Genomic DNA, 23,590 nt, shown 5'->3' on the forward strand with positions numbered 1-23,590 from the left:
CTCCCTCTCCCGGCGGGGGAGGCTTCGGAAGGTGGGCAAGCGGTTGCCGAGAAACTTTGTTCATGGACCGCTCAGTCGATACGGCTTCGCCGCGCAACGGCGGGATGGTAGAGTGTTTTCTCGGGAGGGCGCAGCCGTCTGAAATCCTCCATGCACGGCCTGTGTTCACATCAGGGTTTACTGCCGTAGTATAACATAATGAGGCGTCTGTTCCATGCCTGCCGCGATCCGCGAGTGCCACGCAACGTCCTGCACGATACCCGCGCGACCCTGACCCTGCTGCCGGGGTCGGGCGGGGCCGCCACGGTCGCCGCCTGTTCGGGGTGTCGGACGCGGACGTTGCGATGGCAATGTGCCGGTGGTTGAAGGAACATACGTCACACTTGCAATCTGCGCCGCAAGACACCGCAATGCGCTTATCCTGCCTGAATGCGCTGGGAGTATGGTTGGGAGTCTTCGAAGGGCTGGCAAGCGTAGCCGGCCTGCGGGGACTGAGCTGGAGCGGCGGCGTCGGGGCGCCATTCCTGGCGCTGTCGGGGCTTGCCGGGCGACCGGGACCTCGGGCGCTCGCGCTCACCCTCCTGCCAGGATTGGCCCTCCAGGCGGGCCTGGCGACACTGCGGCGGCGGCGGCTCGATCCGAAACGCGCCCTGCTGCCCGGAGCGCATCCCGGCTACAACGTAACGCGCCTGGATGTGCCGGCGGCTCACGGGCCGGTGCCAGCGTTGCACATCGTGCCTTCGGCGGGCGCCAGGGGGGCGGTGTGCGTCGCCCATGGCTCGGGCTGTGACAAGACTTTCTATGCGTGGCGGCTGGTCGAGGAGTTGACCGGGCAGGGGCTGGCGACGTTGCTGATTGACCTGGACGGCCACGGTGAAAGTCCGCGCCCGCAGTCCTTCCCGGAGATCATCGAGAGCGTGGCGGGACCGGCGCGCTGGCTGCGGGAGCGGTACCCGCGCGTGGGGTTGCTGGGCATGAGCCTCGGCGGGGCGGTGACGGCGCGCGCGGTGGCCGAGGGCGCGCCGTGCGACGCACTGGCCCTCTGGGCGACGCCGCCGCGTTTGCGGATGAGCATGCAGGAATATCGGCGCGCGCAGATCGTTGAGGCCCTGCGCCTGGCGCGACCGCAACTGTTGCACCTCTTCCGCGACGGCTCGCCCTACCACGTCGCGCGCGCCTGGCAAACCAGCGGCATCCGCGCGCGCATCGGCACCTGGGACCTCTTCGACGCTCTCGACGCGCAGGGAAGTCTGCGTCGCATCGCGGCGCGAGCAGAGCGCCCGCCGCTGCTGCTGATCTACGCCGGGCGCGATGCGGTGCTCCCGGCGGGCGCCGCCGAAGCGATGCGCGCGGCCACGGCGGGATGGGGCGAGTTCCATGTGGTACGCGGAGCCAGTCACGTCTCGCTGGCGATTGAACTGGAGACCCTCCGGCGCACTGGGGCGTGGTTTGCCGCGCGGCTGGCGTAGCGCGATTTCGGATTTTGGGATTTTGGATTTCGGATTTTTGGATTGCCAACGTGGGTGTCAGAATGCGATATGGTGATGATGCGCTGCGCTGGTTAGCAGTCTGTAAAGTGAGTTTCCTGGCATTTCCGCCCGACTCCCAGCCTTCCCCCAACTGGGGGAGGAGCCGGATGCTCTCCTCCGGCGCGGGAGGTTTGGGGGGTTCTCAGGTGTAGGGTTTGTCGAGCGAGCAGGGGTTTTCGGCATTCCAATGCGCTTGCGATCCTCACCCCCCGCCCCCCGCTCCCGCTCGCGGGAGCGGGGGAGTTGGGCGTCCCAATGCCTCGAATGGCGCATGCGACGCGAGCATGCGCCAGAAAACCCTACACCTGAGAAGGGTTGGTGAGGGGGTGGAGGTTGAGCGAAAACCTTTGTTCACAGAATAATAAGCTCGGAGAAAGGCGATGTTGCTCCGTCGCACGTGTGCGTATTCGCGGTCCTTCTGGTACAATCCGGCGAACAAAGCAGCAGGCGAGAGGTGAGAAGGCGTGGAGGCGATTCTCCTTTCCATCCTGAATGTGGCGGGCATTTGGACGGCGTTTCTCCATCTCTACACCTCCACCCCTCCACACCTCCACATCACGTAGAGGAGACCCATGACCAGTTCCGCTCCGGGTGAGGCCCTCTCGCGGGAGCATGGCTCCGCCCTGACCATACCGCGCATCGGCGATCTGCGGCCCTATCTGTGGCTGGCGTTGCTGACCTCGCTGGCGCTGACCGTGGCCTACGCCGCTCGTCCAGTGGTGCGCATTGATCTCGGCGGCGATCACGACGCGGTGTTTCTGCGCGGCTTCCACGGGCGCGAGATTGACGCTATTGGCACGCCAGAGCAGGTGGCCTGGCCGCCCGACGCGCGCGTGTTGAGCGTGCCGGGGCATCGCGAGGGGGTCTGGATCGCCACCCTGCGGGCCGCGCCGGGCCAGCCGCTCGAGGCGCTGCGCCAGGCGGCGGTGGCGGTGAACGGCGAACGCGTGGATATGCCCCGCCGCGGCCCGGATTTCATTATCGCCAAAGTACCGGCGCCACTGGGCGTCGCCGAAACGCTGAACTTCAGCCTGGTGGGGCCGCTGGTAGGCGACCCCGACCCGCCGCCCGGTCTCGTCGGCGAGGTGGAACTGGCGCCCGCGCGGACCTACCGCTGGTCCGGCGAGGAGGCCAGCATTACGCTGCCCAACCTGGGCCGGGGGGCCTGGACGCTGGATCTGGCGATGGTGACGGCCCACCCCGACGGGCAGCCGGTGAACGCGGAGGTGTTCGTCAACGACACGCTCCTGGCGCGCTTGCCCGATAGCCCCGCGCCGCGCCGGGTGCACCTGCTGGCGCCGGCGAGCCTGGTCCGCGACGGTACACTGGAAATCACACTGCGCTCCAATACCTATGCCGACCCGCGCCCGCTGGGGGTGCTGGTGTCGCAGGTCACGGTGGCCCCGGCGGGCAACGCCGGGCTTGCCACGGTCGTGCCGCCCCTTGGGGGCCTGGGACTGGCCCTGGTCACGGTGCTGGGGGCCTTCGCGACCCTGCACCTCATTGTCGGCGGGAGGCCCGAAGGCCGGCGGCGCGCGCCTCCGTACCTCTGGGCGGCCCTGGGCGTGGGCCTGGCCGCGTTGCTGGGAGCCTGGGCGCTGATGGCCCACCGCTTCCCGAGCAGCTTCATGCTGCCGCGGCTGGCGTGGCTGGCCCTGTGGAGCGTGGCCCTCGCGCTGGCCCTGCGCCCGCTGACGGCCTGGCTCTTCCGCGCGGCAGGGTTCCCGCTCAATACGCCCGCCGCCGACGCCGTCTCCGGGCGGAGCTTCCTCAGCCTGCTGCTGCTGTTCGTGATGGTCAGCTACTGGCTCAAGGCCATTGGCGCGCTGCACCCCTTCTTTGTGGCCATTGATGTCAACTGGCACATGACCCGCGCCCAGTGGATCCTCGAGGGGCGCCTGCCGCTACTCTACGGCACCAGCAGCCCGCTCAACGAGACCACCATGCCCACCGCCGAGTGGGGCGAGAACCGTCCGGTCATTCCCTACTCGCCGTGGTTCCACATGTTCGCCACCGTCTTCGCCTTTACCCCGATGTCAATGGACATGGCGGCGAACATGTTCAGCATCCTGATTGACAGCACGCGCATCGTCCTGATCGCCCTCATCGCCCTCAAGGCAGGTCTGACCCGCCGCGGCGCGCTGATCGCCGGGGCGACCTATGCGGCGCTGCCTGTGGCCTTCCTGCTGCACTCCTGGGGCAACATCCCCACCACCTTCGGCCTGTGGCTGACCCTGGTGTGCAACACGATCATCTTTGTCTGGTGGGAGCGACTGGGCGAGCGGCGGGTCATGGTGACGCTCTCGGTGCTGCTGTTAATCACCTTTCTGATGTACACGGTCACCGGGGTGTTTATGGGCCTGTTCCTGGTCATCCTGACGCTGCTGGTGTGGTTGAACGGGCTGCGGGGCGGGGCCTGGGCCGCCCTCCGCACGCAACTTATACCCCTCTGGATCGCCGCGGGGGTGGCGATGGCCCTGGCGGTGGTAATTTACTACGGTCAGTACATCCCGCTGATCATCGCCCAGACCGTGCCGTATATGAAGACCGTCTTTACCCAGGGGCCGGAGAGCGTGGGGGTGGTGCGGCCGCCCTTCGGGCAATACATGTGGAGCTACGTGCCCCACCTCGATTACCGCATCTGGCCGGGCGATTACCTCTACTACGGCATTGCCGTCCCCATGCTGTTCACCATTCCGGGGTTCTTCGCCCTGCGCCGCGCGCCGTTGCCCTGGCTGCTCTTCGCCGCCTGGCTGAGCGTGGCGACCCTGTTCATGTTCGCCGGCTACCGCATCTCGATGGTGGACAAGCAACTGTTCTATATGCTCCCGGTGATGTGCGTCTGCTGGGCGATCTATGCTGACCGGATCTGGGAACGGTGGGCATGGGGGCGCTGGGTGGTGATCGCCGTGCTGCTCTACACCCTCTACGCCGCGCTGGACCAGTGGGTGCTGCGGATCGCCACGTCGCCGGTGGTAGGCTGATTTGGATTTGAGATTTTGGATTTTGGATTTTGTATGGGGTGAGGCCATGAGTGAAGGGTCTGATTTCGTTATCGGTGGAGGAACAGGGACGGGGGGAAAGCGGGTTTCCCAGACCCGCTTGCAATCGTGTTGAGATAGTTGCTGATGCTACGCGACCAGACTCTTCCCGTCGCAGCGCGCACCTCGGTTCTACCGGCGTGGCTCGGCCCCCGGCGGGCGCTGGCAGCGCTGCTGCTGGCGTTCAGCGCGCTAATCATTGGCGCGGGGTCCTACAAGTACGCTTACTGGGGTCACGGCTTCGACATGGTGGACTTTCACATGCCGATCTGGGGCACGCTCCAGGGGCGTTTTCTGCTAGTCTCGCGCTACAATTTTACCGATACGTTCATGGGGCTGGATGTGGCCCTGGGCTTTCTCCCGGCCATCCCGTTTTACGCCCTGGTCCCCTCGGCCTACACCCTGGTGGTGGTGCAGACGCTGCTGCTGGCCTCGGCGGCCATCCCGGTCTACCTGATCGCCCGTGACCGGCTGGGGCATCCCTGGGCCGGGGTGGGTTTCGCGGCGCTCTACCTGCTCTACCCCACGACGCAGTTCATGGCCATGGCCGCGCCGTTCCAGCCGCGCATCCCCGGGCTGGCCGCCTTGTTCTGGGCCTTCTGGTTCCTGGAGCAGCGGCGGCTCTGGCCCTGCCTGGCGCTGCTGGGCCTGGCCATGCTCTCGCGCACTGACGCGGCGCTCGTAGTGACCGCCTTCGGGATCTACGCCGCCTTGCGACGCCTGCCCTGGGCCTACAGCGTCGTGCCGGTGATTGTCAGCCTGGTCTACTTCTACGTGGCGATCACCTACATCACGCCGCGCTTCTACAGCCCGGAGTTCCAGCCGGTACGGGTCGAGGTTCCCTTTGACCTGAACCGCGATTACAACGAGATGTGGCCCTGCGGGGTCAGCCCGCAGGCCTGTTACTACCTGCACCTGGGCGGCAGCCTGCCGGCGATTGTGAAGAACATCCTGACCCACCCGGTCGAGGTCTTCCTGTTCATGATCCAGCCGCCGAAGCTGGTCTACCTGGCGCTAATGTGTGCCGGGCTGCTCTTCCTGCCGCTGTTCGCCCCGCGCGAACTGCTGCTGGCCGCGCCGATCCTGGCGATCAACCTGCTCTCCAACCGGGTCTATCAGTACGTGATCACCGAGCAGTACCAGATTCTGGCCATTCCGGGCATGGTGATCGCGGCGATCTACGGGGCGGCGTGGCTGTGGGAGCGCACCCGTGGGCGCCTGGCCAATCCGTTCTGGGCGGGGGCGGTCGCCCTGGCGGCTCTGGTCGCGCTGGTGGCGCTGGTGAACCTGCCGCTGAAGAACCCGGTCATTTCGGCCCTGCGCAACCCGGAGCGCCCGGAGCGGGTGGCGCTGATGGAGCGGATGAAGGCTATGATCCCTCCCGATGCAGTTGTGGCGGCAACGTCGTTCCTGGCCCCCCATCTGCTGCCGCGCGAGGCGATCTACTTCATCCCCGGCGGCAAGATGCACCACCAGGTGGACGAGGCCGAGTACGCCTTCATTGACCTGCGGGCCAGCGGCCTGCGCGCCGAAGCCGCGCGGGGCAACGACATCGTAGCGCGCCTGCGCGCCGATCCGGCGTGGACGGTGGTGCATGAGGAGGATGATCTGCTGTTGTTGAGGAAGAAGTGAGGGCGATTTTAGAGCACTGACCGGAATGCTTGAGCCACTGAGGACACTGAGCGGTGTGGCTCGCTGCACTCGCGCCACCGTCATTGCAGGTCAATCTTTTCGAGAAACGCTATAGATTTTGGATTTTTGGTTGGTGATAGGTGTGGTGGGTCCGGGGAGGTGGATGGTGGCAAGCCCATCGTCTCGACGGCCCAACTGGCGGGCCATCCGCATGGCGCAAATGGCAGAACAAAGGATCCCACACCATGCCCCACCCCCCAATCCAAAATCCAAAATCCAAAATCCAAAATCCCCACATCCCGCTCCTCCTGGCCTACCTGCTCCTGGCTCTCTGGCTCACTTGGCCGGCAGCGACCGCGATCGGCAGCCAGTACTTCACCGGCGGCGAGAGGATCTTCTTCTTCCCCGACACGCCCGACGCGCCGCAGAATATCTGGAACTTCTGGTGGGCCGCCCGCGCCCTGGGCGCGGGCCGCAGCCTGTGGTTCGCCGATCTGCTCTACTACCCCGAGGGGGTGCAGATGGCCCTGCAGACCCTCAACCCCCTCGCGGTGACGCTGGCCCTGCCGGTGACGCTGGTCCTCGGTCCCACGGCGGCCTATAACCTGACGGCGATCCTGGCCGTGGCCCTGACCGGCTACGCCGGCTTCTGGCTGGCGCGCGCGTTCGCGCCGGGGGTGGCCGGGCCATTCCTGGCCGGGGCGCTGCTCACCGCCGCGCCCTTTCATATCGCCAAGCTCGACTCTGGCCAGTTGAACTTCGTTACCATGCAGTGGCTGGTGCTGTTCATGCTGGCCTTCGTGCACATGTGCCGCGGGCAGAACCGCTGGGGGCTGCCGCTGGCGGCGCTGGCCTACGGGGCGGTGCTCTACACCGACTGGTACTGGGCGCTGGTGGGGGCCGCCTTCGCCGCCGCGTGGGCCGGGCTGAGCCTGATCGGCGCGGGGCGCCCGCGGGCGCTGCTAGCGCGCTGCCTGGCCTTCGGCGCGCTGAGCCTCGCCCTGGCGCTGCCGCTGTTCGTGGCGGCGGGCGCAGCGGGCGAGAGCCTCCCGCGCGAGCCAAATAAGATGTGGCTGGCCTATACCCTGGGCTACTCCGCCGACGCGCTGGGGTTGTTCTTCCCTGCCGCGCGCCATCCCCTCTGGGCCGCGCCCGCCGAACGCTTCCTGGTCAGCATCGCCCCCCTCTCGATCACCGAGGGCTCCTACACCGCTGCCGGCTGGACCCTGCTGGCCCTGGCGATCCCCGGCGCGGTCTGGTATGGCCGCAGGCACTGGCGCCTGCTGGTGGTGGCTCTGCTGGCCTGGCTGCTGGCGCTTGGCCCGACCCTGCACGTGCTGGGCCACGACACCGGGCTACCTATGCCCTACCGTCTGTTCCAGGCCCTGCCGTTGCTCGGCACGGCGCGGCGGCCCAATCTCTTCGGGGTGATCACCATCGCGGTCGCGGCGGTGTTCGCCGCGCTGGCCCTGGCGCGGCTACGCGAGCGCCTTGCGCCGCGAGGCTTTGCACTGCTCCTCGTGGCGGTCGCCGCGCTGGGGGCGCTGGAACTCTGGCCTCCGGCGCGCGTGCCCAACGTCCTGCCGCGCCCTGAGGTGTTCGCCCGCATCGCCGCCGAGCCGGGCGTTGTGGTGGACCTGCCGCTGGAGCGGGGCACCGACAGCCGCACCCTGATCCACCAGATGGTCCACGGGCAGCCCATTCTGCGGGGCTACGTGGCGCGCCCGCCGGTGTATCCGACCCTGGTCTACAGCCCGTTGCCCGCCCAGTTTGGCCAGACGCGCGTCTGGCCGGACGATGACATCGTTGCCCTCGACCCGGAGGCCCTGGCGGTGATGCAGTGCTACTACCGGTTGCGCTACCTGGTGCTTGAGCCGGCGGAACTGACGCCTGAGCAGGAGGCGGCGGTCCTCGACGTAGCAGCCCGGCTGAACGGCGCGCCGCTCGAACCCTGGCACGACGACGCGCGCTTCCGCGCCTACCGCCTGCCCCTGTACGCCGACCGCTGCGCGCCCTTCGTCTTCCTCGGCGCCGGCTGGAACAGCCGCGAGGGCCAGGGCGAGACGGTCTGGCGCTGGAGCACCGGGCGCAGCGAGTTGTACCTGGTCAATCCCGGGGCCGAACCGCGAGCGGTGACGCTGGACCTGCTGGCCGAGGGCCGCGAAGAGGGCCAGCCCCTGACGATCCGGCACGCCGGTCGCGCGGTGGCCGAGCTGCGCCTCGCCCGGCCCCTCCGGCGCTACCGCGTCGCGCTCCTGGCCCCGCCGGGCCAGAGCCGCTGGGAGTTGCTGACCCCGGCGGCCCGCGACCCGGCCAGTAACCGCGAGGTGGGTTTCGCCGCGCGGGCGGTGGAGGTGATGGGTCTTTGATTTTGGATTTTGGATTGGGGGTGGGAGGTGAGGGCGCAGGGCTTGGGGGCAAGGCGTCCGCCCCGTGGTACAATAGCCTTCCAGCAGGCAGGGGTATGGGGAAACCTGGTTTCCCCGCCTTTCTCAAGCAGCATAACCCGGTGTGATCGAACCAACCCCTACAACCGACCTGGCCTCCCTTGAACGGGCGATTGACCCCTGGCTGCGCCACATGGCCTGGCGGCGCGATTTCGACCGCTGGCGCGAGCGGCGCATCAACCAGGAGCGTTACCAGGAGGAGCGCCTGACCATGCTCGTCCAGGTCGCCGGGCCGCTCGAGGGGCTGCGCCTGCTCGACCTGGGGGCGGGCATGGGCGGCTTCGCGGTGGCGGCGGCGCTGCGGGGCGCGGAAGTGACGGCCTGCGAGTACAACCCGGCCTACTGCCGCATCATCGAGCTGCGCGCGGCGCGCCACGGGCTGCACCTGCCGGTGGTCAATGCCGCGGGCGAGGCCCTGCCCCTGCCCGATGCCGCGTTTGACGCGCTGACGGCCTGGGACGTGCTGGAGCATGTGCGCGACCCGCGGGCGGTGCTGGGGGAGATGTGGCGGGTGTTGCGGCCCGGCGGCCACGCCCTGATCACCGCGATCAACCGGCGGGCCTGGGTGGACCCCCACTACCACCTCCGGGGCGTCAACTGGCTGCCCCGCCCACTGGCCGAGGCGATCATCGCCGCGCGGGGGCGCAGCAAGGCCGGGGCGGCCTTCCGCGATATGCAGCGTCTCAGCGAGATGCACTACTTTCACTACCCCGAACTGGTGCGGCTCTGCGCGACATTCGGCTTCCGCGTGCGCGATCTGCGTGAGGAGCAGTTGCGCGCCGGGCGTCTGGTGAGCCGCAGGGCCAGCCGGCGGGCCGTGCGCGCCGTTCTGCGGCGCATGGGCCTGGAGGCGGCGGCCTACCGCGCCCAGCGCCGCTGGTACGTGGGAATGTTCGAACTGGTGCTGACCAGGGTGGGCGCATGAACCACGCCGGACGGCTGGCGCTGCCGCTGCGAGCGCCGGGGTCGGTCTGGCTGGCGGCGACCCTGGGCTACCTGGGCCTCAGCCTGTTCGTCCAGGCGCCGGTGCTGCCGGTCTTCGCGACGGCCATCCCCGGCGGCCCTGTCGCCAATGTGGACGGCTGGCAGAACGTCTGGAACCTGTGGTGGTTCCACCGGGCCGTGACCGCGGGCCAGAATCCCTTCTTCACCGATCTGCTCTTCCATCCCACCGGCGTCACGCTGGCGACGCAGACCTTTAACAGCAGCAACGGCCTGCTGGCGCTGCCCATCACAGCCCTCTTCGGCCCCATCGCCGGTTACAATGCCGCCGTGCTGCTCTCCTTCGCGCTGGCCGGCCTGGGGGGCTTCGCTCTGGCCCTCCACGTGACCCGGCAGCCGATGGCCGCCTTCGTGGCCGGGTGCGTGTTCGCCTTCGCGCCCTTCCACATGACCAAGGTCTGGGACGGGCAACTAGAACTGGCGGCGGTGCAGTGGCTGCCGCTGTACGCGCTCTTCCTGCTCCGCGCCGCAGCGCCGGAGGGCGGCTGGCGCGACGCGGCGCTGGCCGGGGCCCTGCTCGCGCTGATCGGCTACACGAGCTGGTACTACTTCTTCTTCGCCGCGATCGCCAGCCTGTTCATGGCCGCGCTCTGGCTGCCCTACCGCGCCGGTTCGCGGGCGCTGGGCGGCGCGGCGCTGCGCCTGGCGGCGACGGCCGGCCTGGCGGCGCTGCTGCTGGCGCCCCTCCTGCCGCCCCTGCTGCGCGGAGCGCTGGGTCAGAGCGGTCCGGCGCCGGGGATGGCCCTGCTTGCCGACCGCTCGGCGAACCTGCTGGACTTCTGGCTGCCCAGCAACCTGCACCCCCTGTGGGGTGGAGCTGCGCGGGCCCTGGGCGAGGGCTGGCACCCCTACATCGCCGCCTGGAACGTGGCCCTGGGCCTCACCCCGCTGCTGCTGGCCCTGGCGGCCCTGCGCCTCAACCCCGGCGCGGCCTGGCGCTGGGCGGCGCTGGGGGTCGCGGCGGGCGTGCTGGCCCTCGGCCCCACGTTGCAAGTCGGCCCCTGGCGCACTGGCTTCCCCCTTCCCTACGCCGCGCTGGCGGCGCTGCCCGGCGGCAACCTGGCCCACCGTCCCAGCCACTTCGTAGTGATCAGCGTGGTCGCCCTGGCGGTGCTCTCCGGCCTGGGGCTACGGGCGCTCCTGGCCCGCGCCGGCCCTGCCTGGCGCGCCTGGCTGCCCCTCCTGGTCCTGCTGGCCATCGGACTGGAGTTCTTGCCCCCGCGCTGGCCGCTGTGGACCCCGGCGACGCATCCCTACTACGCGACGCTGGCCGGCGCCCCCGGCGCCCTGCTGGCGCTTCCGCCGCCCATGGAAGACAGTCAGGCCCTCCTGGCCCAGATGCGCCACCAGCGCCCCATCCTGGGCGGGTTCCTCGCCCGGACGCCGCCCTACGATCCGCCCTATGCCCCCGGCGTGCGCGAGCTGTGGGCGCCGCGGGCGGAGCAACCGCTCCTTACCGCCACGCCGGAGGAGGGACGGGCGGCCCTGCGTTACTATGGCATCAGCCATATCGTGGTGGAGCGCTCGCGCCTGGAGGCCGGGGCGGAACGCGCCCTGGAGGGCGTGATCGCCGAACTGTTCCCCGGCGCCAGCCCGGAGTATGCTGACGAGACGCTCCGGGTGTACGCGACCCCCGAGGGGCCGGTCCTGCCGTTCGCCTTCATCCGCTCCGGCTGGTACCCGCCGGAGCGCGAGGGCGACCGCGTGTGGAGCTGGATGGCGGACACGGGAGAGATCATCGTGGTGAACCCTACCGCCGCGCCCCTGCCGGTGACGCTCGACTTCAGCGTGGCGAGCTACCTGCGTCCGCGGGAACTGGCGCTGGACCTGGACGGAGCGCCCCTCGCCCGTCTGACGGTTCGGCCCGCCGAGATGCGGATGGCGCTGCGCCTGCTGGCGCCGCCCGGCGTCCGCCGGCTGACCGCCCGGGCTCCCGCCGAGCCGGAGGCCGCTTCCTCGGCCCGGCCGATCAGCGTCGTCTTCAGCGCCCTTGATGTGCGTTGGGAACAGTAATACGATTTTGGATTTTGGGTTTTGGGTTGCCGTATATGGCGTCCGAGTAAGTAGTCTGTGAACGGAGTTTCCTTGCCTTTCCACCCCCCTCCCAACCTCCCCCCGTTGGGGGAGGAGCCGGACTGCCTCCTCCAGCGGGGGAGGGTTGGGGAGGGGGCGGAGTTACCGAAAAACGTAGTTCACAGACGAGTAAGACCTGGCGATGATGCGCACGCAGTCTATGCAACAGGAATCGGTGTAAGCGGCCATGTCTTCGACCGGGGCCAGGAAGCCCTCGCTCGCCGCCCAGGTCTCGAAGGCCGTGGTCTGGAACACGGTCTTTGTGCCCCTGCGCCTGGCTGCCGAGGTGCTGGCAACCATCGTCAAGCTCAACTTTCTCACCCAGGCCGGCTACGGGCTGCTGGCGCTCATTAGCGGGGCCAACAATGGCCTGGGAACGGTGGTAGACCTGGGCACGGCGCGGGCGCTGCCGAAGTACATCCCCGAGGTCAGTCGCCTTGGCGGCCCGCGGGCGGTGCTGCGTCTGCTCACCGCCGTCTTCGCCCTGCAGATGGTCGTGCTCGCCGCGCTCGCCGCCGGTCTGGCGACGCTGTACCGCGAACCCTACCTGGACGCGCTGCGCCGCCGGGTGCTGGAGGATCCGCAACTCGGCCCCGCCGACCGGGCCGGGCTGCTAGGGCTGCTGGGCGACTTCGGCTGGCTGGTGATCGGGGCGATTGTGGCCCTGCTCTTCCTGGGCGTGTGCTACGACATGTTCATGGCCTACCTGAACAGCTTCTTCAAACAACGGGCCTGGAACAGCATTGCCCTGGCTGCCGGGCTGCTGCCGCAACTGCTCAGCGTGGCCGCCATTCTGCTCCTGCCCGAGGTGTGGGACATCCTGGGCGTGCTTGTGGCCTCGGTGCTGGCCCCGGCCATCGCCGTGGCCCTGGCGGGGTGGCAGGTGGCGCGCCTGTGGCTGGAACAGCGCACCTGGGCGTCGGAAACGCCCGCGCTGCCGCCGGGCGCGCCGTGGCTGCCGCCGGGCTTCGCGCCCTACACCGGGGTGTCGTTCCTGATGACGCTGACCGACTTCCTGGCCAGCGCGTCGTTCGCCATTTACCTGGCAGGCGGGGTGAGCGACGCGGCGGTGCTGACGGCGGGCGCGGCCCTGGCGCGCATGGCCCTGGGCTACCTCTACACGCCGATGGTGGGGGTGCAGGTGCCCCTGTTCACGCGGGTGCGGCAGGGGGAGGGCGGCACGCTCAACGGAGCCTACCAGTCGCTGGTGCGGCTGCAACTGCTGCTGTTCGTCCCCGGCGGGGTCGGGCTGATGCTGCTGGCCGAACCGGCCCTGGTGGTGGTGGGGCCGCAGTACCTGGCCGCCGCGACGATTGTGTGGGTGCTGGTTCCATGCCTGTTCCTCGAATCGCTGCTCACCACCGCCCACAATGCCCTGATCGTCTACGAGCGTCTGGGTGTTATCATCGTCTCACGGCTGCTAATCCTGCTGGTGGTGGCGCCGCTGGCCTGGCTGCTGCCGCCGCGCCTCGGCCTGGCGGGAGTGGCCCTGGCCTTCGGCCTGGCGCGGGTGGCCGCCGGGCTGTGGGTGACGGGGAACGGCGTGCGCCTGCTGGGCCTGCGCTGGCCCTGGCGCTTCACCGGGCGGGTGCTGGCGGCCTCGGCGCTCCTGGCCCTGGCGCTGCTGGGCATGCGGGGACTGCTGCCGCCGCTGCCTGAGACGGTTGCCCTGGCCGACCGGTTGCGGGAGGCGGTCTGGCTGCTGGGCCTGGCTCTGGCGGGCGCGGTGACCTTTTTCGTCGCCCTGCGCCTGTTCGGCGGCCTCGAGGAGCAGGACCGCGCCCAGCTCGCCCGCCTGCGCCTGCCGCTGAAACGCTGGTGGCTGAGGGTGTTGTGAGTTGGTCCTCACCCACCTCCCAGGCCCCCTCCCTCTCCACTGTAGGTGGAGAGGGAGGGGGCGCCGAGCGGAGCGAGGCGGGGGAGGGTGAGGATCAATGCCCTCGCTCAATAGGAGGCTCCGGGAGGGCTTCGCCCTCCCAGGGAAACCCTGATTTTTCCCGCGTATGCACATTTGCCTCTACAATCTCACCACCACCACCCGCTACGGCGGCGTCGAGAGCTTCGTGTGGGATCTGGCGCGCGAGCTGGCCGCCCGGGGCCGCCAGGTGACAATCATCGGCGGGGTGGGGCCGCGGCGCGAGCATGCCCCCGGCGTGCGCGTGCTGACCTTTCCCTTCGTCTCGCGACGCTTCTGGCAGGCGCTGCCGCCGCTGCAGCGGGCCTACGCCGAGGCCAAGCTGCTCGAACGGCTCAGCCTGGCCGTCGCCGCGCTGCCCGAACTGGCCCGCGGGGGCTACGACGTTATTCATATTCAGAAGCCCTACGACCTGGGGCCGGCGCTCCTGGCCCGGCGCCTCGGCGGGGCCAGGGTGATCCTTGGCTGCCACGGCGAAGATTTCTACCCCGGCGACACCCTCCTCGCCTCCCGCGTGGATGCCGCCGTGTCGTGCTCGCGCTTTAATGCCGCGACTGTCGCCCGGCGCTACGGCTTCGCGCCCCGGGTCGTTTTCAACGGCATTGACACCGATCTCTTCAGCCCTGGCCCGGCCGATCCGGCCTGGCGCGCGGCCGCTGGCGCTGACCCGCGGACGCCGCTCCTGCTCTTCGTCGGGCGCCTGCAACCCTGGAAGGGCGTCGAGACGGCCATCCGCGCCCTGGCTCACGTGCCCGGGGCGCGGTTCGCCATTGCCGGCGACGGCGAGGCCCGCCCGCGCCTGGAGCGCCTTGCTGCCGATATGGGTCTGGCAGAGCGGGTGCGCTTTCTGGGAATGGTGGAGCGCCAGGTGTTGCCGCGCCTCTACCGCAGCGCTGATCTGCTGGTGGCCACCAGCCACGCCAGCGAGACCTTCGGCATCGGGCTGGTTGAGGCCCAGGCGTGCGGCCTGCCCGTGGTGGCCTCGCGCTTCGGCGGTTTCCCCGAGGTGGTTGACGAGAGCCGCACCGGCCTGCTCGTCCCCCCCCGTGATCCACTGGCCCTGGCCGAAGCGCTGAACGCTCTGCTCGCCGACCCGGAGCGCCGCGCCGCCATGGCTGCCGCCGCGCCCGCCTGGGCGGCGCAATTCGCCTGGTCTGCGGTGGCGGATCGCATCGAGTCGGTGTACGATGAAGTGGCGCGCGGAGCGAGCCGCCATGGCGAACTGTGGACGCGCTGCTGAATGGTCTGGAGGGATGTGGCGAAATCCAGTTTCCTCACCTCCCTGCCCCTCCGCAGGGTACGTGTTCAGAGTTGGGATAACCCCGCAGACCTGGGAGCGCGGGCGTCCCGCCGGACCCGGAAGCGCGAGCGTCCCGCCCTCGTCGGGATTCGAGGGCAAGATGATCATTAAGAAATAAATCCAGTATAGCCCGCGCAGGCGGGCTTCGCATCGATAGCCCGCGGCTTCAGCCGCCGAGCTGCAGGGCGAATACCGGTTTCTATTCGTCATCTTCATCAGCAGTCTGTGCACTAAGTTTCCCGGTGTTTGTCACCCCGAGTGGAGCCAGGGGTCTACCGCACCAGGAGGCGGAAGATGCTGAGCGAAGCATGACAGGGCGAGCGAAATACCGGAAAACTGAATGCACAGACTAATCAGTAGTCTGTGAACGAAGTTTCCTTGCATTTCCGCCCCCCTCCCAACCTCCCCCCGTTGGGGGGACGAGCCGGACTTCCTCCCCCGGCGGGGGAGGGTTAGGGAGGGGGCGGAGTTGCCGAAAAACTTCGTTCACAGAGTAATCAGCCGCCGGACCATAGGGCGAATACCGGTTTATATACTTAATGAGGCCCTCGCTCCCAGGAGAAGTGCGAACACGTACTCCGCGAGGCTGTCGGAGGACGAAACCCCTCTGACAGCCTCTGGCAAGGAAATGTTCTATGGCGCCATCACACACCCGAACGCTCGGTCGGGTCATCGTCGCGGGAACCCTGATCCTCCTGCTGATCCTGACATTCTGGACTCGCTCCGCGCCGATGCGGGCCCAGGCGCGGCTGCCCGCTTCCATGGCCGCCGCGGGCGACTCGCTGACCAGCGCGGTGGGCAGCGGGCCGCGCTATTTTGCCGACAATACCGCCTACTCATGGGCCACCGGCGTCAGCCCGGAGGTCAACAGCCTGGCCCTGCGCCTGGCCACGCGCAACCCGGCCCTGAGCGGCAGGGTCTACAACCTGGCGCGCATCGGCGCGCGCATGGGCGATCTGCCAGGGCAGATGAGCATAGTCAACGCCATCAAAGCTGAGTACGTGGCTGTCCTGGTGGGGGGCAACGATGTCTGCGCGCCGACCGAGGCGGCGATGACGCCAGTGCAAACCTTCCGCCAGCAGTTCGACGCCGCCCTGGCCCGCCTGGCCGAAGGCTCTCCGGACGCTCGCGTCCTCGTGTTGAGCATTCCCGATCCGACCCGGCTCGTACCGCTGTTCCGCGATAATCGCTCCGCGGTGGCGATCTGGACTCTCTTCGACGTTTGCCCCACCGCCCTGGCGCGGCCCCGCTCCGACGCGCCAGAGGACGTGGCGCGGCGCGAACGGGTGCGTCAGCGGGTGGCCGAGTACAACCAGCAGATCGCCGAGGTATGCACCCGCTACCCCCGGTGTCGCCACGACGGCGGCGCGGTGTTTAATATACCGCTGGAGGCCGCGGACATCTCTCCCTACGACTACTTCCACCTCTCGGCGCGCGGGCAGGCCCGCCTTGCCGAAGTGGCCTGGGCTGTGTCCGGATTTTAGCAACGATGCTACGCCCCTGCCGCGGAGGAGACTCTGGGAGGGCTCGGCCCTTCCAAGAACATCCGTTCCATGACAGGCGGGGAAACCGGGTTTCCCCGAACCCCTGCCGCGGGGGAGGCTCGGAGGGGCGCGGCCCCTCCGAAAACCTCTTTTCTAATGTAGATTAAGAATAAAATCCGGTATAGCCCGCGCAGGCGGGCTTCGCATCGGTAGCCCGCGGCTTCAGTCGCCGGGCCAGAGCTCTGCTTTGTCACTTTGCCGCTGGCGGGGTTGCGGGGGCCGCAGGCCCAGATCTTCCCTTCCTGGTGCGGCGCGACTTCGCCGCGCCGCACCAGGAAGGGGAACGTAAGAAAACACATGCGTATTCTCATCGTTACCACCTACGGCTTCGACCCCGCCTTCCCGAGCCGGCCCGAACAACTCCAGGCCCGGGCGCTGGCGGCCCGCGGGCACGCCGTTGTCGCCCACGAGTACCTCGACCCACGCTACCCCGGCCAGTCCCACCGGCACGAGTGGCTGCCAGGCAACGTGCCGGTGCACCGGGCAGCGACGCTGGGCTTTTTCGCCCCCGAGGCGCTGCTGCGCCTGCTGGGGGCGGATCGACCCGAGGTGATCCACCTGCATCACCTGCGCAACCTGCTCGGCTTCCAGACGGTGCTGGCCGCGCGGCGGCTGGGCATCCCCACTGTGCTCACCGTCCACGGCCTGTTGCACGATGGCGACCTGGTGGCCGACCGCGAGCGGCCCCTGGAAGCGCCGTTGCGCTACCGCAACGTGCTCACCACGCCGGGCCGCCTGGCGGCGCGCCTCGCCCGTGGCGCGCACCCGCGCCGCGCCGCGCGGAACTACCTGATTCACGCGCCGCTGCTGTGGGTGGACCACGTCGTGGCCCTATCGCGCGCCGAACGGAATCTGCTGGCGCGCCTGGGGCTTGACCCGCTGCGCGTCAGCGTGCTGCCCAACGCCGTGGATCTGCGCGTCTACGAGGACGAGCCGCCGCCGGTGGGCGCGCGCCCGCCGCTGGTGCTGTTCATCGGGCAACTGGTGCCACGCAAGGGCTTCGACCTGCTGGCGCGGGCCATGCCCCTGGTGGTCCGCGCTGTGCCGGAGGCGCGCTTCGTCTTCGTAAGCCACAATCGTGACGGCGAGCTCGAGTTGCGCCGCATCGCCGCCGAGGGTGGCGTGGCCGATCGGCTGGCGATCATGGGGCCGGTGAGCGAGGCGGAGAAGATTGGCCTGCTGCACGAGGCCGCAGTGATGGCCGCGCCGAGTCGCTACGAAGGCTTCGGCATCCCCCTGATCGAGGCCCTGGCCGCCGGCGCGCCGGTCGTCACCACCGATGTGGTCGCCGGCAACGAGATCATCGCCCACGAACGCACCGGTTTGCTCGTACCCTATGGCGACGTGGAGGGGCTGGCGGCGGCGATCATCCGCCTGCTGAGCGACCGGACCCTCGGCGCGTGCCTGGCCGCCGCCGGGCGCCCCGAAGCCTTCGCCCGTTACAGCGCCGAGACCCTGGCCGTCCATCTCGAAGCCCTCTATGATCGACTGATTGCTCGGCGGGAGTTGCGGCAGGTGGCCGAAGAGTGGTAGCGCAACCCCTCCGGATTGCGGAAAGGCAAACCCTTTGTCATTACGGCAATGTGCGGCAAAGCCCTACAAAGGTCTATAATGGACTAGACGCTCATTCCAAGGTGCTGCAATGACCCGCGACATCCCCCTTGCTCTGCCAGATGATCGTGCTTGCGGAGGTAGTGCGACGCCTTGGAGATGCCTATCAGCCAGAGCAGATCTTTCTCTTTGGATCACGGGCGCGTGGTGATGTGAAACCGGACGGTGATTATGATGTGATGGTGATTGTAAACGATAATGCGCCGCCTGAGCGCCGTAGCAGCCGCCTGGCATATCAAGCCCTTCGCGGCGCCGGAACAGCCGTAGATGTCCTGGTTTGGACGCGGAAGATGCTTGATGAACGTCTCCATCTGCCCGCGTCGCTTCCTGCAACAATTGTGCGCGAAGGAAAATTGATCTATGCAAGACGATCCGATACTCCTGATTCGTGACTGTGCCCGGCGTGTGTATCAGGCCATTCTTGATCGTCTTCCTGCCCAGGCGCATCCTGAAACTTGAGACGTGCCATTTCATCCCCTCTCTCCCCCCTTCTCAGGTGTAGGGTTTTCCGGCCCATCCTCGCGTCGCATTCGCCATCTGGGACGCCCAACTCCCCCCTCTCCCGCTCAGAGAGAGGGGGGCGGGGGGGTGAGGACCGTAAGCGCATTGGAATGCTGAAAACCCCTTCTCGCTTGAAAAACCCTACACCTGAGAGGCTCTCCTCCCTCGCCGCCGTGGCGCCCCCGGAAGGGTGGCGCTGGCGCCTCGGCGTACTGCTGGGCTACCTGCTGCTGGGGGTGCTCTTCACCTGGCCCCTGGCCCTGCACCTGGGCGATAGCGTCATCCAGAAGGGCGACCTGCCGGTGGATGCCGCCCAGGGCGTGTGGAACCTCTGGTGGACCCGCAGCGCGCTGCTGGCCGGCGAGAACCCCTTCGTCACCCGGATGCTGTTCCATCCGGCGACCCTCAACCTGCTCTACCAGACCCTGAGCCTGCCGAACGCGCTTCTGGCGCTGCCGGTGTTGCTCCTGGCCGGTCCGGTGGCGGCGTTCAACACTGTCGTGCTGCTCTCGTTTGGCCTGGGGGGCTACTGGACCTATCGCCTGGCCCGCGCCTTCGCCCTCGACCGCTTCGCGGCCCTGGCGGCGGGCTTCATCTTCGTCTTCACCCCCTACCATGTGCAGCGGGTGTGGAGCGGGCCGCTGGAACTGATCGCCACCCACTGGCTGGCCCTCTACGCCCTGCTGCTGGCCCGCGCCCTGGCCCGCCCCGCGCCCGCCAGCGTGGCCGGCGCGTCCCTGGCGCTTGTCGTCACCACCCTGGCCAGCCAGTACTACGGCCTCTATGCGGCCGTCTACACGGTCTTCTACGTGACTCTTGCCGCCCTGCTCGCGCCGCGCGGGGCGCGCTGGCCCACGTTCCTCGGCGGAGTCGCCATTGGCGGGCTGTGGGCGGCCCTGCTGCTCCCGCTGGTGATCTGGGCTGGCGGGCTGGGCGCGGCGGTGCTGGAGGACTGGTACATGCGCCAGGTCTACCACTCGGTGGCGCTGGTGGATCTGCTGGCCCCCAATGTGCGCCACCCCCTCTGGGGCGGCGCCGCCGAGGCGTGGCTGAGCCGGCGCCACCCCTTTGGCCCGGAGGGCGGCGCGGGGTTGGGGCTGGGGGTGGCGATCCTTATCGGAGTGGCCCTCTGGCAACGCTGGCGCCAGGCCTGGCCCTGGGCGCTGCTGGCCTTGCTGATGCTGCTGCTGGCGATGGGGCCGCAACTGCGCCTCACGGCCGCCGAAAGCGCCGTGCCAGGGCCTTTTCTGCTCCTCGACCTCTTTGGCCCCTTCCGCAACAGCAGCCGCCCGGCGATCTTCGTCGCCCTCATGCTCATCCCCGTCGCGGTCCTGGTCGCCCTGGGCATTGCCGCCCTGCGCGCGCCGGCGACCGAACGCGGGAGGATGGGCGCCGCTCTCAGGTCCGGGGTTTTCTGGCGCATCCTTGTCTTGCATTCCCCATCCGGGGCCTCAGAAAACCCGGTTCCCCCCTCTCCCGCGCACGGGAGAGGGGAGCAGGGGGGTGAGGGTCATCAGCGCATTAAAACCTCTTCTCCCTCGAAGAACCCTACCTCTGAGCGTAGGGGCGCCGTTCGCTGGGCGCCTGTCCTGGCGGCGCTGGTGGTCATTGAGAGCCTGGTGGCGCCCTGGCCGCTGATGCGCCTGCGCGCCGCCCCGGAGAGCCTGGTCCTCAACGCCGATCCCGCTCCGGGCGCGGTGCTCGATCTGCCCCCCCGTCTCAATGACAGCGCAGGCCTGCTCAACCAGATCTGCCACGGCCGACCGATCATGGGCGGTTACCTGGCCCGCATACCTTTCTACCCGATTGTCGCCGCTTCCTCGGCGACCCGCAACTTGTGGCTGGCCTCCGAGCCGCTCGCCGACATTATGCCCCTCGACCCCGCCGCCGAACTGGCCAGCCTGGGCACGCGCTTCGTCGTGTTGGATCTCACTCAACTGCCGCGTGTGGATCAGCGGCGGCTGCGCGAGCAACTCGCTGTTCCCGGCATCAGCCGCTTCAGCCTGAGCGATATGCGCGAGATCTACGCAGTGGACCCGGCGGCGGCCCGGCCCGTAGTGGTGCCGGGCACGGGCTGGTACGAAGCCGAGCGCGAAGGGGCGCGGCGCTGGCGCTGGATAGGCGAGCGCGCTGAATTGCTGCTGCTGGCGCGGGAGCGATCGGTCGTGATGCTGAGCTGGCGCGCAACCGCCTACGGCGCGCCGCGTCCCGTGCGGGTCCGGCTGGGTGACCAGCGCCTGATCGAATTAACTGTGCCCGCAGCGCCTTATGATCGGAGCATCGCCCTGCGATTGATCCTCCCCCCCGGCCAGACGACGCTGACCCTGGAGAGCCTGGCGGAGAACGTGGCCGATGGCCGGCGTCTCAGCCTCTCGCTAAGCGACCTGCGTCTCACTGCGCTGCCCGTCAGCGCGGCCTGGGCCGCTGCGGCCCCCCTGGACATCCCGCCCACGCGCCCGGCGATCAACGCGCCCCCGTGTTGGTGAATTTTGGATTTTGGATTTGAGAGTTTGGATTTCGTGGTGCACTTGACCACGTCCAGCCGTCCCGCACCCAATCCAAAATCCAAAATCCAAAATCAGAACACGGCACGGAGGCGCGCCGCGGCCTGTTCGGGGGTCAGATCCCGCTGGGGTTCGCCGAGCATCTCAAAGCCGACCATAAACTTGCGGATAGTAGCCGAGCGGAGCAACGGCGGCAGAAAGTGGGCGTGGAGGCGCCAGGCGGGGTGCGGCTCTCCATCGGTGGGCGCCTGGTGGAAACCCATCGAGTAGGGGAAGGCGGTCTGGAAGAGAGCGTCGTAGCGCGTAATCAGTTCCTTCAAGATGCTCGCCAGCCCGTCGCGCCCGGCGGAGTCGAGGGCGGCGAGGGAAGGCAACGGATCGCGGGCAATCACAATCGTCTCGAAGGGCCAGGCTGCCCAGAAAGGCACCAGGGCGACAAAGTGCGCATTCCGGCAGACGAGCCGTTCTTCACGCTCGAGTTCCAGCGCCAGGTAATCGCCCAGCAGATCGCGCCCGTGGGCGGTGAAGTAGCGTTGCTGGGAGGCATGCTCGCGGGCGAACTGCACCGGCAGGAACTCGGTGCCCCAGATCTGGCCGTGAGGATGCGGGTTCGAGGCCCCCATCATCGCGCCGCGATTCTCGAAAATCAACACGTGGCGCACCCAGGGGACCGCCCCAAGCTCCTCATACTGGGCCGTCCACGTATCAACCACGGCCCGCAGTTCAGCAAGCGAGAGTTGGGGCAGCGACAGGTCGTGCCGGGGCGAATAACATACGACCCGGCAGATGCCGCGCGCAGGCCCTGCCCGTAGCAGGGGGCTTCCATCCGCATAACCTGTGGCGATTTCGCCAGAAAACTCATCAACAGTTAGTGCGGCGAAATCGTTATTGAAAACAAATGTCCCGGTGTAGGCCGGGTTGATGACCCCGCCCGCGCGGGCATTGCCAGGGCAGAGGTAGCATGTCGGGTCATAAGGTGGCCGGTCATCGGAGGGAGGAGGGTCCACCTGGCCTAACCAGGGGCGTTTCGTGCGGTGGGGCGAGACAACAACCCATTCGTCAATCAACGGATTATAGCGCCGGTGCGGGTGATCGTCCAGGTTGAGCATACGCTTCCTTTCGCGGCCAGGGCGGGGAGCACACCCCCTTGTGAATAAACGCGGCGGTGCGCGCTTTTGATGGCGCCTCCGACGCGTCTTTGGAAGTGAAAACCAGGGCGATCCGTGTTCTGCATAGCATTGTGCACCCGTCCTGTTCCCATCACCCCTCGGCCACCCTTCCCCCTCTTCTCAGGTGTAGGGTTTTCCGGCGCTTGCGACGCGAGCTTGCGCCATCCGGGGCATTGGGACGCCCAGCTCCCCTCTCTCCCGCGCGCGGGAGAGGGAGGCAGGGGAGGGTGAGGACCGTAAGCGCATTGGAATGCCGAAAACCGCTTCTCGCTCGAAAAACCCTACACCTGAGAGCCTTCCCCCTCCCCGATGGACGAAGCGCCGCAAGGCGTCAACTCCGCCACTTGCGCAGGACGATTTTCGTTCCAACGCCAACCTGAGAGTGGATGGAAAAATCGTCCATCAGGCGCTTGGCGCCCGGAAGCCCCATGCCCATCCCGCGCGAGGTCGTGTAGCCGTCCTGCATTACCAGGTCAATATCAGGGATGCCGGGCCCCTGATCTTCGCAGATAATCTCGATCCCTTTGCGGCCATGCTTCTCAACCGGGTACACCGTCACGCTGCCGGTGCCGGCGTAGAGGTAGATGTTGCGCGCCAGTTCGCTCACCGCAGTGGCGATGCGCGCCTGGTCAATCGCGCTGAAGCCCAGGGCTTTGGCCATATCGCGGGCCATTGTGCGGGCGATAACGATGTCGAGGTCGCTGCGAATGACCGCTGATTTAGGCTGCCCCATCGCCGCTCTCCGCGGTAAGCCGCTGCAGCACGCTCAGCCCCTTTTCGAGGTTCAGGGCGGTAATCACGCGTGGCAGTTCGAGTCCGAGTTCGACGAGCGTAATGGCGACCGCGGGCTGCAGACCCGTGATAACGACGCGACTGCCCATTAAGCCGGCCATGGCGGCAATGTCGGCAATCAGGCGCCCGATGAAGCTGTCCACAAGATCCAGCGCCGTAAGGTCAATAATCACCCCTTTGGCGCGTGTAGCATGAATCTTCTGGAGCAGATCATCTTTAAACTGGACAGCCGAGGCGTCGTGCAGGTTGACCTGAATCGAAGCGATCAAGATGTCGCCAATTTTCAGGATGGGAATGCGAAGACTTTCCACGCGATCCTCTCTGGCCCGGGCTGCGGGGGCCATATCTCTGCGCTGGGTGATAGCTGCCTGGCCGGGTCGGTCGGATTGTCCGGACCGACAGCAGGGCTATTCTACTCGAGGACCATTACGACAGCGAAACAGCAGGGCTGGCGAGGAGGAGAGGGCGCGTCAGTCGTCTGTTACCGTTGGTGATGTCCTTCAGCCGCAGCCGAGACGCAGTGGTGCGCC

15 protein-coding genes are annotated in these 23,590 nt (G+C 68.0%); 12 read left to right on the forward strand and 3 right to left on the reverse strand.

Annotated elements, in window-relative coordinates; all coding sequences use genetic code 11:
• The first annotated feature begins 410 nt into the window (after positions 1-410).
• From NZU74_15980 to NZU74_16035, 12 genes are all read left to right on the forward strand, one after another.
• Positions 411-1,469 carry a lysophospholipase gene (locus NZU74_15980; protein ID MCS6882833.1) on the forward strand — a complete coding sequence of 353 codons (1,059 nt, stop codon included), beginning with the start codon at positions 411-413 and terminating at the stop codon, positions 1,467-1,469.
• Positions 1,470-2,101: 632 nt separating this feature from the next.
• The gene (locus NZU74_15985) at positions 2,102-4,513 is read left to right on the forward strand and encodes a hypothetical protein (protein ID MCS6882834.1); all 2,412 of its coding nucleotides are present in this window, start codon (positions 2,102-2,104) and stop codon (positions 4,511-4,513) included.
• A gap of 144 nt (positions 4,514-4,657) precedes the next feature.
• Entirely contained in the window at positions 4,658-6,202 is a 1,545-nt protein-coding gene (locus NZU74_15990) for a DUF2079 domain-containing protein (GenBank protein MCS6882835.1), read from the forward strand.
• 245 nt (positions 6,203-6,447) lie between these two features.
• Positions 6,448-8,571 carry a hypothetical protein gene (locus NZU74_15995; protein MCS6882836.1) on the forward strand — a complete coding sequence of 708 codons (2,124 nt, stop codon included), beginning with the start codon at positions 6,448-6,450 and terminating at the stop codon, positions 8,569-8,571.
• 142 nt (positions 8,572-8,713) lie between these two features.
• Complete coding sequence (locus NZU74_16000; protein ID MCS6882837.1) at positions 8,714-9,574, forward strand: class I SAM-dependent methyltransferase; 861 nt, start codon at positions 8,714-8,716, stop codon at positions 9,572-9,574.
• Positions 9,571-11,664, forward strand: coding sequence for a hypothetical protein (locus NZU74_16005; GenBank protein MCS6882838.1), 2,094 nt, complete (start codon positions 9,571-9,573; stop codon positions 11,662-11,664). Before NZU74_16000 ends, NZU74_16005 begins: the two co-directional genes overlap by 4 nt.
• 1,312 nt (positions 11,665-12,976) lie before the next feature.
• Entirely contained in the window at positions 12,977-13,561 is a 585-nt protein-coding gene (locus tag NZU74_16010) for a polysaccharide biosynthesis C-terminal domain-containing protein (protein ID MCS6882839.1), read from the forward strand.
• 166 nt (positions 13,562-13,727) lie between these two features.
• Complete coding sequence (locus tag NZU74_16015; GenBank protein ID MCS6882840.1) at positions 13,728-14,879, forward strand: glycosyltransferase family 4 protein; 1,152 nt, start codon at positions 13,728-13,730, stop codon at positions 14,877-14,879.
• Positions 14,880-15,574: 695 nt separating this feature from the next.
• The gene (locus NZU74_16020) at positions 15,575-16,423 is read left to right on the forward strand and encodes a GDSL-type esterase/lipase family protein (GenBank protein MCS6882841.1); all 849 of its coding nucleotides are present in this window, start codon (positions 15,575-15,577) and stop codon (positions 16,421-16,423) included.
• A gap of 357 nt (positions 16,424-16,780) precedes the next feature.
• Complete coding sequence (locus tag NZU74_16025) at positions 16,781-18,016, forward strand: glycosyltransferase family 4 protein (protein ID MCS6882842.1); 1,236 nt, start codon at positions 16,781-16,783, stop codon at positions 18,014-18,016.
• Positions 18,017-18,156: 140 nt separating this feature from the next.
• Entirely contained in the window at positions 18,157-18,486 is a 330-nt protein-coding gene (locus NZU74_16030) for a nucleotidyltransferase domain-containing protein (protein ID MCS6882843.1), read from the forward strand.
• A gap of 240 nt (positions 18,487-18,726) precedes the next feature.
• Entirely contained in the window at positions 18,727-21,081 is a 2,355-nt protein-coding gene (locus tag NZU74_16035) for a hypothetical protein (GenBank protein MCS6882844.1), read from the forward strand.
• A 92-nt stretch (positions 21,082-21,173) separates the two neighbouring features.
• Here the strand turns inward: NZU74_16035 and NZU74_16040 are convergent, their stop codons facing one another.
• The 3 genes from NZU74_16040 to NZU74_16050 all read right to left on the reverse strand — a co-directional run bounded on the left by NZU74_16040 (position 21,174) and on the right by NZU74_16050 (position 23,371).
• Positions 21,174-22,208 carry a UDP-glucose--hexose-1-phosphate uridylyltransferase gene (locus NZU74_16040; protein MCS6882845.1) on the reverse strand — a complete coding sequence of 345 codons (1,035 nt, stop codon included), beginning with the start codon at positions 22,206-22,208 and terminating at the stop codon, positions 21,174-21,176.
• A 391-nt stretch (positions 22,209-22,599) separates the two neighbouring features.
• Positions 22,600-23,001: an anti-sigma regulatory factor gene (locus tag NZU74_16045; GenBank protein MCS6882846.1), complete on the reverse strand. Its 402-nt coding sequence runs from the start codon at positions 22,999-23,001 to the stop codon at positions 22,600-22,602.
• Positions 22,988-23,371 (reverse strand): STAS domain-containing protein, encoded by a 384-nt coding sequence (locus NZU74_16050; protein ID MCS6882847.1) that lies wholly within the window; start codon positions 23,369-23,371, stop codon positions 22,988-22,990. The genes NZU74_16045 and NZU74_16050 overlap by 14 nt, the downstream gene beginning before the upstream one ends.
• Positions 23,372-23,590 lie beyond the last annotated feature (219 nt).

Source organism: Chloroflexaceae bacterium, assembly GCA_025057155.1.
Lineage (GTDB): Bacteria > Chloroflexota > Chloroflexia > Chloroflexales > Chloroflexaceae > JACAEO01.

Bases quoted from the DNA above. Each gene is read 5' to 3' on its own strand.
- NZU74_16005 (MCS6882838.1), top strand. From the start codon at position 9,571: ATGAACCACGCCGGACGGCTGGCGCTGCCGCTGCGAGCGCCGGGGTCG.
- NZU74_16040 (MCS6882845.1), bottom strand. From the start codon at position 22,208: ATGCTCAACCTGGACGATCACCCGCACCGGCGCTATAATCCGTTGATT.
- NZU74_15995 (MCS6882836.1), top strand. From the start codon at position 6,448: ATGCCCCACCCCCCAATCCAAAATCCAAAATCCAAAATCCAAAATCCC.
- NZU74_16015 (MCS6882840.1), top strand. From the start codon at position 13,728: ATGCACATTTGCCTCTACAATCTCACCACCACCACCCGCTACGGCGGC.
- NZU74_16020 (MCS6882841.1), top strand. From the start codon at position 15,575: ATGGCGCCATCACACACCCGAACGCTCGGTCGGGTCATCGTCGCGGGA.
- NZU74_15980 (MCS6882833.1), top strand. From the start codon at position 411: ATGCGCTTATCCTGCCTGAATGCGCTGGGAGTATGGTTGGGAGTCTTC.
- NZU74_16025 (MCS6882842.1), top strand. From the start codon at position 16,781: ATGCGTATTCTCATCGTTACCACCTACGGCTTCGACCCCGCCTTCCCG.
- NZU74_16030 (MCS6882843.1), top strand. From the start codon at position 18,157: ATGATCGTGCTTGCGGAGGTAGTGCGACGCCTTGGAGATGCCTATCAG.
- NZU74_15985 (MCS6882834.1), top strand. From the start codon at position 2,102: ATGACCAGTTCCGCTCCGGGTGAGGCCCTCTCGCGGGAGCATGGCTCC.
- NZU74_15990 (MCS6882835.1), top strand. From the start codon at position 4,658: ATGCTACGCGACCAGACTCTTCCCGTCGCAGCGCGCACCTCGGTTCTA.
- NZU74_16045 (MCS6882846.1), bottom strand. From the start codon at position 23,001: ATGGGGCAGCCTAAATCAGCGGTCATTCGCAGCGACCTCGACATCGTT.
- NZU74_16010 (MCS6882839.1), top strand. From the start codon at position 12,977: ATGCTGCTGGCCGAACCGGCCCTGGTGGTGGTGGGGCCGCAGTACCTG.